This is a genomic window from Streptacidiphilus pinicola (assembly GCF_003258295.1).
GTDB classification, from domain to species: domain Bacteria; phylum Actinomycetota; class Actinomycetes; order Streptomycetales; family Streptomycetaceae; genus Streptacidiphilus; species Streptacidiphilus pinicola.
In genome coordinates, this window is record NZ_QKYN01000065.1 from 16,499 (window position 1) to 30,045 (window position 13,547).

The 13,547-nt window shown below is 71.8% G+C and carries 9 protein-coding genes; 5 read left to right on the forward strand and 4 right to left on the reverse strand.

All coding sequences use genetic code 11. The features are described 5' to 3' along the window. Window positions 1–29: 29 nt before the first annotated feature. Entirely contained in the window at window positions 30–1,226 is a 1,197-nt protein-coding gene (locus tag DN069_RS16490) for an NAD(P)/FAD-dependent oxidoreductase (RefSeq protein WP_111501758.1), read from the forward strand. Next, a complete protein-coding gene (locus DN069_RS16495) occupies window positions 1,223–2,146 on the forward strand; it encodes an RNA polymerase sigma-70 factor (protein ID WP_111501759.1) in 924 nt (307 codons plus the stop codon). The genes DN069_RS16490 and DN069_RS16495 overlap by 4 nt, the downstream gene beginning before the upstream one ends. Before the next feature lie 84 nt (window positions 2,147–2,230). On the opposite strand, the gene DN069_RS16500 is transcribed toward DN069_RS16495, so the two are convergent. Together DN069_RS16500 and DN069_RS16505 are read right to left on the reverse strand one after the other, a co-directional pair. Further along, complete coding sequence (locus DN069_RS16500; RefSeq protein WP_111501760.1) at window positions 2,231–4,396, reverse strand: MMPL family transporter; 2,166 nt, start codon at window positions 4,394–4,396, stop codon at window positions 2,231–2,233. Window positions 4,397–4,701: 305 nt separating this feature from the next. Then, a complete protein-coding gene (locus tag DN069_RS16505; RefSeq protein ID WP_111501761.1) occupies window positions 4,702–5,301 on the reverse strand; it encodes a TetR/AcrR family transcriptional regulator in 600 nt (199 codons plus the stop codon). A gap of 108 nt (window positions 5,302–5,409) precedes the next feature. Here DN069_RS16505 and DN069_RS16510 point away from each other — a divergent pair, with 108 nt between their 5' ends. Beyond that, window positions 5,410–6,357, forward strand: a complete 948-nt coding sequence (locus tag DN069_RS16510; protein WP_111501762.1) for a beta-ketoacyl-ACP synthase III — start codon at window positions 5,410–5,412, stop codon at window positions 6,355–6,357. A 129-nt stretch (window positions 6,358–6,486) separates the two neighbouring features. Here the strand turns inward: DN069_RS16510 and DN069_RS16515 are convergent, their stop codons facing one another. Together DN069_RS16515 and DN069_RS16520 are read right to left on the reverse strand one after the other, a co-directional pair. After that, window positions 6,487–7,200, reverse strand: a complete 714-nt coding sequence (locus DN069_RS16515) for an exonuclease domain-containing protein (RefSeq protein WP_111501763.1) — start codon at window positions 7,198–7,200, stop codon at window positions 6,487–6,489. 76 nt (window positions 7,201–7,276) lie between these two features. Beyond that, window positions 7,277–8,533: an SAV2148 family HEPN domain-containing protein gene (locus DN069_RS16520; protein ID WP_165845519.1), complete on the reverse strand. Its 1,257-nt coding sequence runs from the start codon at window positions 8,531–8,533 to the stop codon at window positions 7,277–7,279. Window positions 8,534–8,895: 362 nt separating this feature from the next. Between DN069_RS16520 and glgX the strand changes: the two genes are divergently transcribed. Beyond that, a complete protein-coding gene (gene glgX / locus DN069_RS16525; protein WP_111501764.1) occupies window positions 8,896–11,022 on the forward strand; it encodes a glycogen debranching protein GlgX in 2,127 nt (708 codons plus the stop codon). 91 nt (window positions 11,023–11,113) lie between these two features. Then, window positions 11,114–13,459: a malto-oligosyltrehalose synthase gene (gene treY, locus DN069_RS16530; protein ID WP_111501765.1), complete on the forward strand. Its 2,346-nt coding sequence runs from the start codon at window positions 11,114–11,116 to the stop codon at window positions 13,457–13,459. Window positions 13,460–13,547: the final 88 nt, after the last annotated feature.

Consider the following 13,547-nt stretch of genomic DNA (forward strand, 5'->3'; position numbering starts at 1 on the left):
TGTCAGCAAGCGAGCGAGAGGACAGAACGTTGAACGCCAAGCAGACTGATACCCGGCACCGCGTCGTGATCCTGGGATCCGGCTACGCCGGACTGGCCGCGGCCGTCCAGCTCGCCGGGCGGGTCAAGGGACGCCAGGACGTGCAGGTCACCCTGGTCAACGCGCAGGAGCGGTTCACCGAACGGCTGCGGCTGCACATGACGGCGACGGGCCAGGAGGTCGCCGCGCTCGACATCCCGGAGCTGCTGACGGGCACCGGCGTGCGCTTCGTCCGCGGCTGGGTCACCGCGATCGACGCGGAGACGAAGGCGGTCCGGATCGACGACGACCGCGAACTCCCCTACGACACACTGGTCTACGGCCTCGGCGGGGTCGCCGACACCACCGCCGTCCCGGGCGCCGAGGACCATGCGTACACGCTGAGCGGCGTCCAGGACGCGCAGCTGCTGGCCGAGAGGCTGGCCCGCCTGACCACGGGCACCGTCGTGGTCGCCGGCAGCGGCCTGACCGGCGTCGAGTCGGCCGCCGAGATCGCGGAACGGTACCCGGAGTTGCGGGTCGTGCTGCTGGGCCGGCAGGAGCCGGGCGCGAACATGAACCCGAGGGCGCGCGCCTACCTGCGCGGCGCGCTCGACCGGCTGGGCGTACGGGTGCGCGCCGGCGTCGAGGTGGTCAAGGTGCTGCCGGACGCGGTCGAGCTGGCGGACGGGGAGACCCTCGACGCCGACGCGGTGCTGTGGACCAGCGGCACCCGGGTCTCGCCGCTGCCGGCCGCCGCCGGGCTGGAGGTCGACGCCCACGGACGCATCGTCACCGACCAGGCGCTGCGCTCGGTCTCGCACCCGAACGTCTACGCGATCGGCGACGCGGCGGCGATCCGCCAGGGCTACGGCGTCATGCACGGCACCTGCCAGGGCGGCATGCCGACCGGCGTGCACGCCGCGCTGTCGATCGACCGGACGCTGCGCGGCAAGCAGCCCAAGCCGTTCCGCTTCGGCTACTACCACACGCCGGTGAGCCTGGGCCGGGGCGACGCGGTGGTGCAGTTCACCAGGCCCGACGACAGCCCTCGGCGGATCTGCCTGACCGGGGGGCTGGCCGTCCGGTACAAGGAGACGGTGACCGCCTCGCCCTGGCCGACCTACAGCCGCATGAAGAAGATGCCCGCCTCGGGCGCGTTCTGGCCGCACGGCGGTCGCTTCACCCGCATCCGGAGCGCCAAGTGACCGACCTGTCCTCCGCCCACCCCGACCAGCAGGTCTTCGACCGGCACCGGCGGCTGCTCTTCTCCGTCGCCTACCGCCTGCTCGGCTCGGCCGCCGACGCCGAGGACGCGGTCCAGGACGCCTGGCTCAAGTGGTCCGCCGCGGACCGCTCCCAGGTGGCGGACCCCAAGGCCTATCTGACCCGCATCGTCTCCAACGAGGCGCTGGAGCGCCTGCGTTCGGCCCGCCACAAGCGGGAGACCTATGTGGGCCCGTGGCTGCCGGAACCGATCCTGACCGGCCCGGACACCACCGAGGCGGTCACCGACGCCGAGTCGGTGTCGATGGCCCTGCTGGTGGTGCTGGAGACGCTCAGCCCGCTGGAGCGCGCGGTGTTCGTGCTGAAGGAGGTCTTCGCCTTCAGCTACGGCGAGATCGCGGAGATGGTGGAACGTTCGGAGGCCGCGGTGCGGCAGGCCGGCCACCGGGCCCGCGAGCACGTGCAGGCCCGCCGGCCCCGCTTCGCCGCGGACCGCTCGCAGCAACGCGCCGCCACCGAGCGGTTCTTCGCCGCCGCGACCGGCGGGGACATGAACGCGCTGATGGAACTGCTCTCCCCCGACGTCACGCTGTGGACCGACGGCGGCGGCAAGGTCCGCCAGGCGCTGCGCCCGGTCGTCGGCGCGACGACGGTGGCCTCCTGGTTCGCGGCCATCGGCACGGTCACCTACCAGGGCGTCGAGCCGGCCGACATGAAGGCCGAACTGGTGGAGCTCAACGGCGGTCCTGGCATCGTCTTCCGCGGGCCCGACCGCGTGATCGCGACCGTCACCCTCGACTTCGACGCCGACGGCCGGATCACCACGATCCACAACGTCGCCAACCCGGACAAGCTCCAGGCCGTGGCCGACGGCTCCACCCACGACATGGGCACGCACTGAGCTGAGTGGCGAACAACGGAAGACAGCGGAGGGCCGCAGCCGGATCGGCTGCGGCCCTCGCGGGTCCTGCGGTGTGACGCGGACTCAGCGGCGGCTGGCGTCCAGTTCGTCGTCCTCGGAGCGGCTGCCCGCCGAGGAGGCGACGACGCGGCTGCCCTCCGCCTTGCGGCGGTCGGCGTGGCCCGGCCACCAGGCGGCGTGCCCGACGAGCGCGGTCAGCGACGGGGTGAAGAACATCGCCATCACGAAGGCGGCGATCACGATGCCGATGCTGATGGAGAAGCCCATCTCCGCGAAGAGCGAGTTCCCGGCCAGCATCATCGAGGCGAAGGTGCCGGCGAGGATCGCCCCCGCCGCCGCGACCGTCGGACCGGCGTGACGCAGTGCCTGAGCCGCGGCGTCGCGCGGCTCGCGGCCCTCACGGGCCTCCTCGCGCAGTCGGGAGATCATCAGGATGTTGTAGTCCGTCCCGATGGCGACGACGAAGAGGTAGATGAAGACCGGCAGCATGAACATCAGGCCCGCCTGGTGCGCCAGGTGCTGGAAGACCAGCACCGTCGCGCCGAGCGTCGCGGCGAAGCCCAGCCCGACCGAGGCCATCAGGTACCACGGCGCGACGACGCTGCGCAGCATCAGGCCGAGGATCAGCATGATCAGGATCGCGGCGACCGGGAAGACCACCGAGTAGTCGCGGTTGATCGCCTTCTGGATGTCCGCGTAGATCGCGCTCATCCCGCCGACGAGCACCTTGGTGTCGTTGGGCGCGTTGGCGTGGGCGACGTCGCGCAGCTTGGCCACCGTGTCGAGAGCCTGGCTGCTCGACGGGTCGTTGCTGAAGACGACGCTGATGTCCGCCGTGGTGCCCTGCGCGTTGTACTTGGCCGGGGCGACGCTGGCCACACCGGAGATGTCGAGCTTCGAGCCCAGGGCGTCGACCGCGCTCTTGTCGAGCGGGCTGGAGCTGGTCACGAAGACGTCGGTCGGGGTGGCGGCGCCGGCACTGTAGGCCTTGGTGATGGTGTCCTGGACGACCATCGACTCCACGGTCTTCGGCATCGAGCCGGAGGCGAAGTCGAAGCTCGCCTTGTAGGTGGTGGCGACCAGGGCGATCGCGACCATCAGCACACCGGAGACGACGGCGACCAGAGCCGGGCGGCGCTTGACGGTGTTGCCCATCGCGGCGAAGCGCGAGCCCTCGGGCTCGATCTGCCACTTCTTCGACGGCCAGAACAGCACCCGCGGCGGGATCCAGGAGAAGATCGCGGGCACCAGCGTCAGACCGGCGAGCAGGGTGACGCCGACGGAGATGGCCAGCGAGGGGCCCATCTGCTTGAGGAAGGAGATGGACGACAGGCACAGCGCGAGGAAGGCGATGATCACGGTGCCGGCGGCGGAGGCGATCGCCTCGCCGACGCGACCGACCGCGTTGATCATGGCCTCCTTGTGGTCCTCACCGGCACGCAGTCGTTCTCGGTAACGGAACATCAGGAAGAGGATGTAGTCCGTCCCGACGCCGAAGAGCACCACGATCAGGATGCCGGAGACCGACGCGTTGTAGGACAGGTTGAGCGCCTTGGTGACGTCGGCGATCAAGCCGTTCGCGGCCATCAGCACCACGCCGATCAGCACGATCGGCAGGATCGCCATCAGCGGCGACCGGAAGATCAACAGCATCGCCAGGATGATGATGACGAAGGTGCCCATCCCGATGATGGCCTGGCCGGTCTTGTTGGAGTCGGCCTGGTCCAGGACCTGCGCGGCCGAACCGCCGACCTTGGCGGTCAGGTCGGTGCCCTTGGTCAGGTCGGCCACGTCCGCGCGGATCGCCTTGGCGGCGTCGGACATCTTGGTCTGGTCCGAGCTGTTCTGGCCGAGGTTCACCATCCCCAGGCCGTACAGTCCGTCCTTGGAGAACGGCGCGGGGTAGACGCCCTTGTTGAGCGGGATGTCCGTCTTGGCGGAGAGCTCCTTGTTGATGGACATGACCTGGGCCTTGTCCGTCGCGGTCAGGGGCTTCCCGTCCGCGCGCTGGAAGAGGATCTCCGCGCCCGGGGTGAACTTCTGCGGGAAGGCCGACTGCTGGAGCTCCATCGCCTGGATGGACTCGTAGCTCTTCGGCAGGAAGCTGCTCTCGTCACTGTTCGACTGCAGCGTCGGCGCCGAGACCGCGATGGCCACCGCCGCCACGATCCATGCGATCAGTGTCCAGAACGGGTGTCGGACGACGACCCGCCCGATCCGGTGAAACATGTCGATTGCCCCTCCACGGCATGGATCACCGCCACCCCGGGTGAGGTCGTGGGCAGGGCGATCTGGCCACCCGACAGGTCGGACGGCGAATACGTTCCAATGTGGGCATCCTAAGAACTTACTTGCCGACCGGCAAGTCAGATCCGCGCACGTGGGCCCGGCCGCTGATCTCCCCGTTCGGCAGCTCCAGGTCTGCCTCCATCATCCTGCCCGCCCGGTCCACCCCCGGTCCTCGTCCCCCGGGTGGATCCGTCTCCTGCTCAGGGTGGAGATTCACCCCCGGGTCCCCTCCGGGTCGGAGGGGCTCACTCCGCGAGCAGCCGGCGCAGCGAGCGCCGGGCGCGGCCCGGAGCGACGGAGTCCCCTTCGAGCTGCAGGAAGTGGTTCAGCGCGAGCATGACCCCGACCAGGTCGTAGACCAGCTGCCCGACGTCGGTGTCCGCGGGCAGCTCGCCCGCGTGCACGGCCATCCGCGCCTGGATGCGCAGATCCCGCTGCCACACGGCACTCATCCCGCGGATCGCGTCGCGCACCGGCCCACCGCGGTCGTCGAACTCCGTGGCGGCGGCCGTGAAGAAGCAGCCGCCCGGAAGCACGTGCCGCTCCAGGTAGGCAACCCACGCCTCGCACATCTCCCGCAGCCGGACCAGCCCGACCGGCACGTCGGGCACCCGCTCCTGCACCTCGCGGACGAACACGTCGGCCGCCTCGTCCACCACGGCCAGCTGCAGGGTCTCCTTGCTGCCGAAGTGACCGATCACTCCCGCCTTGCTCATCCCGAGATCGGCGGCCAGACGGCCGATGGTCAGGCCCTCCAGCCCCTCCATGGAGGCGATCTCCAAGCCGCGGTCCACGATGCGCCGCCGGGTCAGGCGGGTCTCGGCGACGGACTTCCTGGGACTCATGAGTGTTCATGCTACTCACCCGCCGAGCGCCCGCCCCGCCCTTAGCTTCCGAACGATCGGTTGCTATATTCCGGCGAGTCACGATCCCGATGAGTGGAGAGAAGACCTGTGCCCGGTTCCCGCATCACCTCGCTCGGCCACTACCAGCCCGCCCGTGTGCTGACCAACCACGACCTCGAGCAGCTCGTCGAGACGAACGACGAGTGGATCAAGCAGCGGACCGGCATCGCCAACCGGCGCATCGCCGCCGAGGAGGAGACCGTCGCCGACATGGCCGCCGAGGCGGCGGCCAAGGCACTCGCGAGCTCCGGCCTGGAACCGTCCGACATCGGCCTGATCACCGTCGCCACCTGCAGCAACCGGGACCGTTGCCCCTCGACGGCGGCTCAGGTCGCCGCGCGGCTGGGGATCCCGAACGCGGTCTGCTTCGACCTCAACAACGGCTGCGCCGGCTTCTGCACCGCGCTCTCCACCGCCGACCACACCCTGCGTGCGGGCGCGGCGAAGCACGCGCTCGTGATCGGCGCGGAGAAGATGTCCGACCTGTTGGACTGGACCGACCGCAGCACGTGCATCCTGCTCGGCGACGGCGCGGGCGCGGCCGTCCTGAGCGCGACGGACGACGAGGCCGGCATCGGTCCCGTCGTCTGGGGCTCCGACCCGAGCCGCGGCGACGCGGTCCGCCTGATGGGCGACTGGCAGCCGCGCTTCGCCCAGGAGGGCCAGTCCGTCTTCCGCTGGGCCACCAGCGAGCTCCCCGCGATGGCCCGCGAGGCCTGCGCCCGGGCGGGCCTGACGCCCGCCGATCTCGGGGGTGTCGTCACCCACCAGGCGAACCTGCGCATCATCGAGTCGCTCACCCGTCACCTGGGCCTTCCGGACGACGTCGTGATCGCCCGCGACGTCGTGGACGCCGGCAACACCTCGGCCGCGTCCGTCCCGCTGGCCCTCTCCAAGCTCGTCGAGTCCCGGGAACTCCCCTCCGGCTCCCCGGTCCTCCTCTTCGCCTTCGGCGGCGGCCTGTCCTGGGCCGGACAGGTCATCACCGCACCGTGATCTCGGGCAAGCGAGGAGCTTGCACTTCGGGTCATGACACCTAGGGGCGCGGGGCTCTGCCCATGCCGCTCTCCCCCGGCCGCAGGCCGGGGGAGAGCGGCATGGCACGCAGCGCCTCGCGCTTCGGGGCTACCGCACCGGCCAGGAGCCGTCCACGACCGCCTCCGGGTCCTTCTTCTTCCGGAGCCACTCCTGGAGGCCGGAGGCCCACGCCGCGTGCCAGCCCACCTGGCGATCGTGCAACGCCTGCGGCGTCGGCTCGCCGACCTCGCTGGGGTACTTCGCGCCGAGGGCCAGGGCGACGCGGACCGCGGCCAGCGCGTCCGCGCCGGCCTCGTGGGCGTCGTCGAGGCGGACGCCGTAGACCGCGCAGGCGTTCTCCAGCGAGCGTGAGCCCTTGCGGTACTTGTCCACCGCGCGGTCGACCACCAACGGGTCCACCACCGGGCCCACGACAGCCGCGGCGCCACCGCCCAACTGCCGCTCCAGCGAGGGCAGATCGTGCCGCCGCAGCTCCGCGGCGAGCAGGCTGAGGTCGAACGGCGCGTTGTAGACGACCACGGGTATCCCGGCCCGCCAGTAGGCGACCAGCGCCGCCGCGACCTCCGCGACCACGTCCGCGGCCAGGCGGCCCTCGGCGACCGCGTGCGCGGTCGTGATGCCGTGCACGGCCGTCGCCTCCGCCGGGATGGGGACGCCGGGATCGGCCAGCCACTCGCGGCGGCGGACCGGCTCGCCCTCCTTGACCTCCACCAGCGCGGCCGTGACGATGCGTGACTCGGCCGGCTCGGTACCGGTGGTCTCCAGGTCGAAACCGACCAGCATGTCGTGCAACCAGCTCATCAAGCGCGTCCTCTCGTCCCGTGGACACCATCATCGCGTGCCGCACTGACAGGCCGACGGGCAGGTTCCACTTTCCTCAGGACACCGGCCTGGAGTCGGACCAGACGCCCTCGAACTCCTCCTGGTAGACCTGGAACAGGCCCGGCTCGGGCGGGCGGCCGGGGGTCAGCGGCGCGGCGGAGCCGCGGCGCAGGACCATTACCGGGGACTCCATGCCGCGCGAGCGGCGCAGGTAGGGCTGGACCACCGCGAGGCCGTCCGGGCCGTCGCCGTCCACGAGATAGGCCGAGACGCGCGGCAGTTCGTCGTAGACGCGGATCTCGAAGCCGCCGCCGTCGCGCAGCCGGGAGCGGACCCGGCGCACGTGCATGATGTTCGTCTCCACCTGCTTGCCCAACTCACCGCGTCCGAGCCCGAGTTCGCGCTCTCTACGGCGCAGCGCGCTGCTCGCGGGGTTGAGGAAGAGCAGGCGGACCCGGCAGCCCGCGTCGGCGAGCTGCACCAGCCGGCGTCCGGTGAAGTTCTGGCAGAGCAGGTTGAGCCCGATGCCGACGGCGTCGAGCCGGCGCGCGCCGGCGAGCAGGTCCTCGACGGGCAGCGAGCGCTGGAGCCGGACCCGGTCCGGGTGCACGCCGATCACGTCGGCGTAGCGGTCGCCGATCAGCTCCTCGACGGCGTCGACGGGAGCGCGCAGCGCGTGCTGACCCGCCGCCAGCGCGGCCTCGCGCCCGGCCCCGTCGAGCAGCAGCAACAGCCGTGCGGAGGCGCGCTCGGCCTGGGCGAGGACGTTCTCGGTCAGGGTGCGGTTGCGGGAGACGACGTGCCGGGCCACCTCCAGCTCGTCCAGCGCCAGCTCCGTCTCCCGCCGGTCGCCCAGGAAGGGTTCGAAGCACGGCCAGTGCTGCACCATCAGCTCGCGCAGCTGCGGCAGTGTGAGGAAGACCACGAGTGCGTCGTCGTCCGGGTCGAGCAGATAGCCCTTGCGGCGGCTCACCTCGCGCACCGCGCCCGCCCGCTGCACCCACTCCTCGCCGGCGGGGCCGGCGGCGGCGATGACCCAGTCGTCGCCGTGGGCGGGCTCGTAGACAGGACGCAGCACCTCGGCCACGACGGAGCGCAGCCGCTGCTCGACCAGGTTCAGCCAGACGTAGGCGCGGCCGGCGCGGCCCACCCGCAGCCTGGCTTCCTCCCAGGCTGTGGCGGGCCAGGCGAGCGAGGGTTCCAGCGGGCCGGACTGACTCGGAACGGTCCGGCTGGGGCCGGTGCGGACCACCACGGTGGGGGCGTCGCCCCGCGCCGCGCTCCCCGGGGCACCCCCGTCGGGTACCACCATTCCTTCAGTTCACCGTCCCTCAACCGCAACACCCGGCAGCCGCCCCGCACGACGCATCGGCCCACACGCTACCGCGCCGAAGAGCCGGATGCGGGCCGTCCGGGACCTCCGGGACGATCAAGACTAACGTCAATTCCTGATCCAGCGCAGTAGTTCGAGCCCCGGCGGCCGTGAGGTCGGCCCGCGCGCGGGGTACAGGTAACGAACAGACACTCGTTCGGGCGAAGAACCGGCAAGTCTTTCATGGGAACCGGTGTGCTAGGTCACGATGCACTCGGACATGACGCACCGTCGGTCCGGGCAACACCCCGTCAGGGCCCCGTCGAACGGGCCGGGCGGACGAGCAGGATTGGTTGAGGACCATGCAAGTCTGGCCGGGCCAGCCGTACCCCCTGGGCGCCACCTACGACGGCGCCGGGACGAACTTCGCCGTCTTCTCCGAGGCAGCGGAGCGGATCGAGCTGTGCCTGCTCGCCGAGGACGGCTCGGAGACCTCGGTGGAGCTGCGTGAGACGGACGCCTTCGTCCGGCACGCCTACCTGCCCGGCGTGCAGCCGGGGCAGCGCTACGGCTTCCGCGTGCACGGGCCGCACGACCCGGCCCGGGGCCTGCGCTGCAACAGCGCCAAGCTGCTGCTGGACCCGTACGCGAAGGCGATAAGCGGACGGGTCGACTGGGACGAGTCCGTCTACGGTTACCACTTCGGCGCGCCCGAGCGCCGCAACGACCTGGACTCCGCCCCGCACACCATGGCCTCGGTCGTGGTGAACCCCTACTTCGACTGGGGCAACGACCGTCCGCCGCGCACCGACTACCACCGCACGGTCATCTACGAGGCCCATGTCAAGGGCCTGACGCGGCTGCACCCGGGTATCCCCGAGGACATCCGGGGCACCTACGCCGGGATCGCGCACCCGGCCGTCGTCGAACACCTGGTCAAACTCGGCGTCACCGCACTGGAACTGATGCCGGTGCACCAGTTCGTCGACGACCACCGGCTCACCGATCTGGGCCTGTCCAACTACTGGGGCTACAACACCATCGGCTTCTTCGCCCCGCACGGGGCGTACTCCTCGCTCGGCGACCGCGGCCAGCAGGTCCAGGAGTTCAAGTCGATGGTCAAGGCGCTGCACGCGGCCGGCATCGAGGTGATCCTCGACGTCGTCTACAACCACACCGCCGAGGGCAACCACCTGGGCCCCACGCTCGCCCTCCGCGGCCTGGACAACCCCTCCTACTACCGGCTCGCCGAGGACCGCCGGTACTACGAGGACACCACCGGCACGGGCAACAGCCTGCTGATGCGCAGCCCACACGTGCTGCAGCTGATCATGGATTCGCTGCGCTACTGGGTCACCGAGATGCACGTCGACGGCTTCCGCTTCGACCTGGCGGCCACGCTGGCGCGTCAGTTCCACGAGGTGGACCGGCTCTCGTCCTTCTTCGACCTGGTCCAGCAGGATCCGGTGGTCTCCCAGGCCAAGCTGATCGCCGAGCCCTGGGATCTGGGCGAGGGCGGCTACCAGGTCGGCAACTTCCCTCCGCTGTGGACGGAGTGGAACGGCCGCTACCGCGACACCGTGCGGGACCTGTGGCGCGGCGAGAACGCCACGCTGGCCGAGTTCGGCTCGCGGCTGACGGGCTCCTCCGACCTCTACCAGGACGACGGCCGCCGGCCCATCGCCAGCATCAACTTCGTCACCTGCCACGACGGCTTCACCCTGCGAGATCTGGTCTCCTACAACCAGAAGCACAACGCCGCCAACGCCGAGGACAACCGCGACGGCGAGTCCTTCAACCGCTCCTGGAACTGCGGCGTCGAGGGCGACACGGACGACCCGACGGTGCTCGGCCTGCGCGCCCGCCAGCAGCGCAACTTCATGGCCACGCTGCTGCTCAGCCAGGGCGTGCCGATGCTGGGTCATGGCGACGAGTTCGGCCGCAGCCAGGGCGGCAACAACAACGCCTACTGCCAGGACAACGAGGTCTCCTGGGTGCGCTGGCCGCTGCTGGACGAGGAGAGCCCGGCCGGCCAACTGCTGGAGTTCACCCGCCACATGGTCTGGCTCCGGCGCGACCACCCGGTCTTCCGGCGACGCCGCTTCTTCCACGGCCGCCCGGTCTCCGGCACGCACGACGAGCTGACCGACATCGCCTGGTTCACCAACGAGGGCCAGGAGATGACGGCGCGGGACTGGCGCGCCTCCTTCGCCAAGTCACTGACGGTGTTCCTCAACGGCAACGCCATCTCCGAGCCGGACCGGCGCGGCGGCCGGATCAAGGACGACTCGTTCCTGCTGCTGTTCAACGCGGACGCGCAGCCGCTGGAGTTCACCGTGCCGGTCAACCACGGGCAGGAGTGGCAGGTGATCGTCGACACCTCGCTGCCGTGGACCATTTCCCCCGGCACGGGCGCCAAGGTGCGGGCCGGGGAGACGGTGCGCCTGGTGGACCGGTCGATGATGGTGATGCAGCGCCCCTCCGTCTGAGTGTCCGTCCGAGCGTTCGTCCGGGCACGCGGCCGCAACCTCCCGGCCGTTCCGGTCGTGGGGCGCGGCCGGGTGGGGTAGGCGTGTACCTATGACAAACGCAGAGCGACGGGCCCCCACGGCCAGTTACCGACTGCAGCTCCAGCCCGGCTTCGGGTTCGCGGAGGCCGCCGCGGCCGTCCCCTATCTGGCCGGGCTGGGCGTATCGCATCTGCACCTCTCGCCGGTGCTGCAGGCCGTGCCGGGGTCGCGGCACGGCTACGACGTGGTGGACCACGAGCGGATCAGCGCCGAGCTCGGCGGCGAGGCGGGCCTACGGGCCCTCGCCGAACGGGCCCGGGCCCACGATCTCGGGCTGCTCGCCGACATCGTGCCCAACCACATGGCCGCCCCCACCCCGCTGCACCTGAACCGGACCCTGTGGCGGGCCCTGCGCGAGGGCCCGGAGTCACCTGCGGCGGCCTGGTTCGACATCGACTGGGCGGCACAGGACGGCCGCGTGCTGCTGCCCGTCCTGGGCGAGCGGATCGGCGCGGTGCTCGCCGACGGCGGCTTCCGGCTGGCCGCGAACGAGGGCCCGGACGGGGACGAGACGGTGCTGCGGTACGGCCCGCACGCCTTCCCGCTGCGCCCGGGCACGGAGACCCTGCCGCTGCCGGAGCTGCTGCGCCGCCAGTTCTACCGTCCGGCCTGGTGGCGCCTGGGCGGCACCGAGCTGAACTACCGCCGCTTCTTCACCGTCAACGAGCTGATCGCGGTCCGGGTGGAGCGCCCCGAGGTCTTCGAGGCCACCCACGCGCTGCTGCTGCGCCTGTACGCCGAGGGCGTGCTGGACGGCTTCCGGGTGGACCACCCGGACGGTCTCGCCGACCCGCGCGGCTATCTGCGCCGGCTGCGCGAGGCCACCGGCGGCGCCCACGTCGTCGTCGAGAAGATCCTCACCGGCCAGGAGACCCTGCCCGACGACTGGCCCTGCGCCGGCACCACCGGCTACGACGCGCTGCGGCAGATCGACGGTGTGCTCACCGACGGCGACGGCGTGGTCCGCGGGCTGCGCCCGGCCGCGGCCACCGCCGTGGCCGCGGCGCTGCGCGGCCGCAGCGAGCTGGTCCGCCCCCAGGGCGAGCTGGACGCCGAGGTCGCCCGGCTCGTCCGGGAGGTCCAGGCGGCCTGCGGCGACGACCTCGCCCGCACCGACCACCCCGCCTGGGCGATCCGGGCCGCCGTGGCGGGCCTGCTGGCCCGCTTCCCCCGCTACCGGCCCTACCCCGTGCCCGGTGAGCCGCTGCCGGACGCCGACGTGGCCGCGCTGCGGGCCGAGCCCGACGAGGGGCTGCTGCCCGCTCCCCACGCGGGGACCGCCGCGCTGCTCAAGCAGCTGCTGCTGGCCGCCGACTCCCCCGCCTCGCTGCGCGCCCGCTTCTCCCAGACCTGCGCGGCCGTGGCCGCCAAGGGCGTCGAGGACACCGCCTTCTACCGCAACCATCCGCTGCTCTCGCTCAACGAGGTCGGCGGCGACCCGGCCCACCCGGGCGTCAGCCCGCAGGAGTTCCACGCCTACTGTGCCCGGATCGCCCGCGACTGGCCCACCACCATGACGGCGCTCTCCACCCACGACACCAAGCGCAGCGCGGACGCGCGCGCCCGGCTCGCCGTCCTGGCCGAGCTGCCGCAGGAGTGGCTCGCCGAGCGCGACGCCTGGTCCGCGCTGGCACCCGGCGGCGGCCTGCCGCAGGACCGGGCCGCCGAGGACCTGGTCTTCCAGACGGCGCTGGCCGCCTGGCCGATCGACGGGGAACGGCTGGCCGCCGTCGCCCTCAAGTCCGTCCGCGAGGCCAAACTCCACACCTCCTGGACCGACCCCGATCCGGCGTACGAGGACGCGGTCCGCGCCCTGGCGCTCTCCATACCCGCCGACCCGGCCCTGGCCGCGCGGATCACCGCCTTCGCTGACCGCATCGCCCCCCACGCCCGCGTCAACACCCTCGGCGCGGCACTGCTCCAACTGACCATGCCGGGCGCGCCCGACCTCTACCAGGGCAGCGAGTTTCCGCTCTACACGCTCGTCGACCCGGACAACCGCGGCGTCGTCGCCTTCCCCGAGGAGAGCGGCCCCACCGGGCTCGCCGCCGAGAAGGCCTCGCTCACCCGAACGGCCCTGCGCCTGCGCGCCGACCTCGACCCGAAGGCCGGCTACGCCCCCTGGCCGACGCCCGGCCCGCACGCCCTGGCCTTCCTGCGCGGCGACGCCGCGCTCACCGTCGTCACCCGGCTCCCCCACGGTCTCGCCCGCTCCGGCGGCTGGCGCGACGCCACGCTCACCCTCCCCGAGGGCAGCTGGACCGAGACGCTCAGCGGCCGCACGGGTTTCACCGGCACGGTGGCCCTGGCCGAGCTGCTGGACCCGCTGCCCGTCGCCCTGCTCGCGCGGGAGTGAGGCCGGCGAGGGCCCCGGCCGGTCGGGCCCCAGCCGGACGGGGACCCAGCCGGCCGGGACCTGACGAAGTCCGGCCCGGCACACCGCC

Bases quoted from the DNA above. Each gene is read 5' to 3' on its own strand.
- DN069_RS16500 (WP_111501760.1), bottom strand. From the start codon at position 4,396: ATGTTTCACCGGATCGGGCGGGTCGTCGTCCGACACCCGTTCTGGACA.
- DN069_RS16505 (WP_111501761.1), bottom strand. From the start codon at position 5,301: ATGAGTCCCAGGAAGTCCGTCGCCGAGACCCGCCTGACCCGGCGGCGC.
- DN069_RS16515 (WP_111501763.1), bottom strand. From the start codon at position 7,200: ATGAGCTGGTTGCACGACATGCTGGTCGGTTTCGACCTGGAGACCACC.
- DN069_RS16520 (WP_165845519.1), bottom strand. From the start codon at position 8,533: ATGGTGGTACCCGACGGGGGTGCCCCGGGGAGCGCGGCGCGGGGCGAC.
- glgX (WP_111501764.1), top strand. From the start codon at position 8,896: ATGCAAGTCTGGCCGGGCCAGCCGTACCCCCTGGGCGCCACCTACGAC.
- treY (WP_111501765.1), top strand. From the start codon at position 11,114: ATGACAAACGCAGAGCGACGGGCCCCCACGGCCAGTTACCGACTGCAG.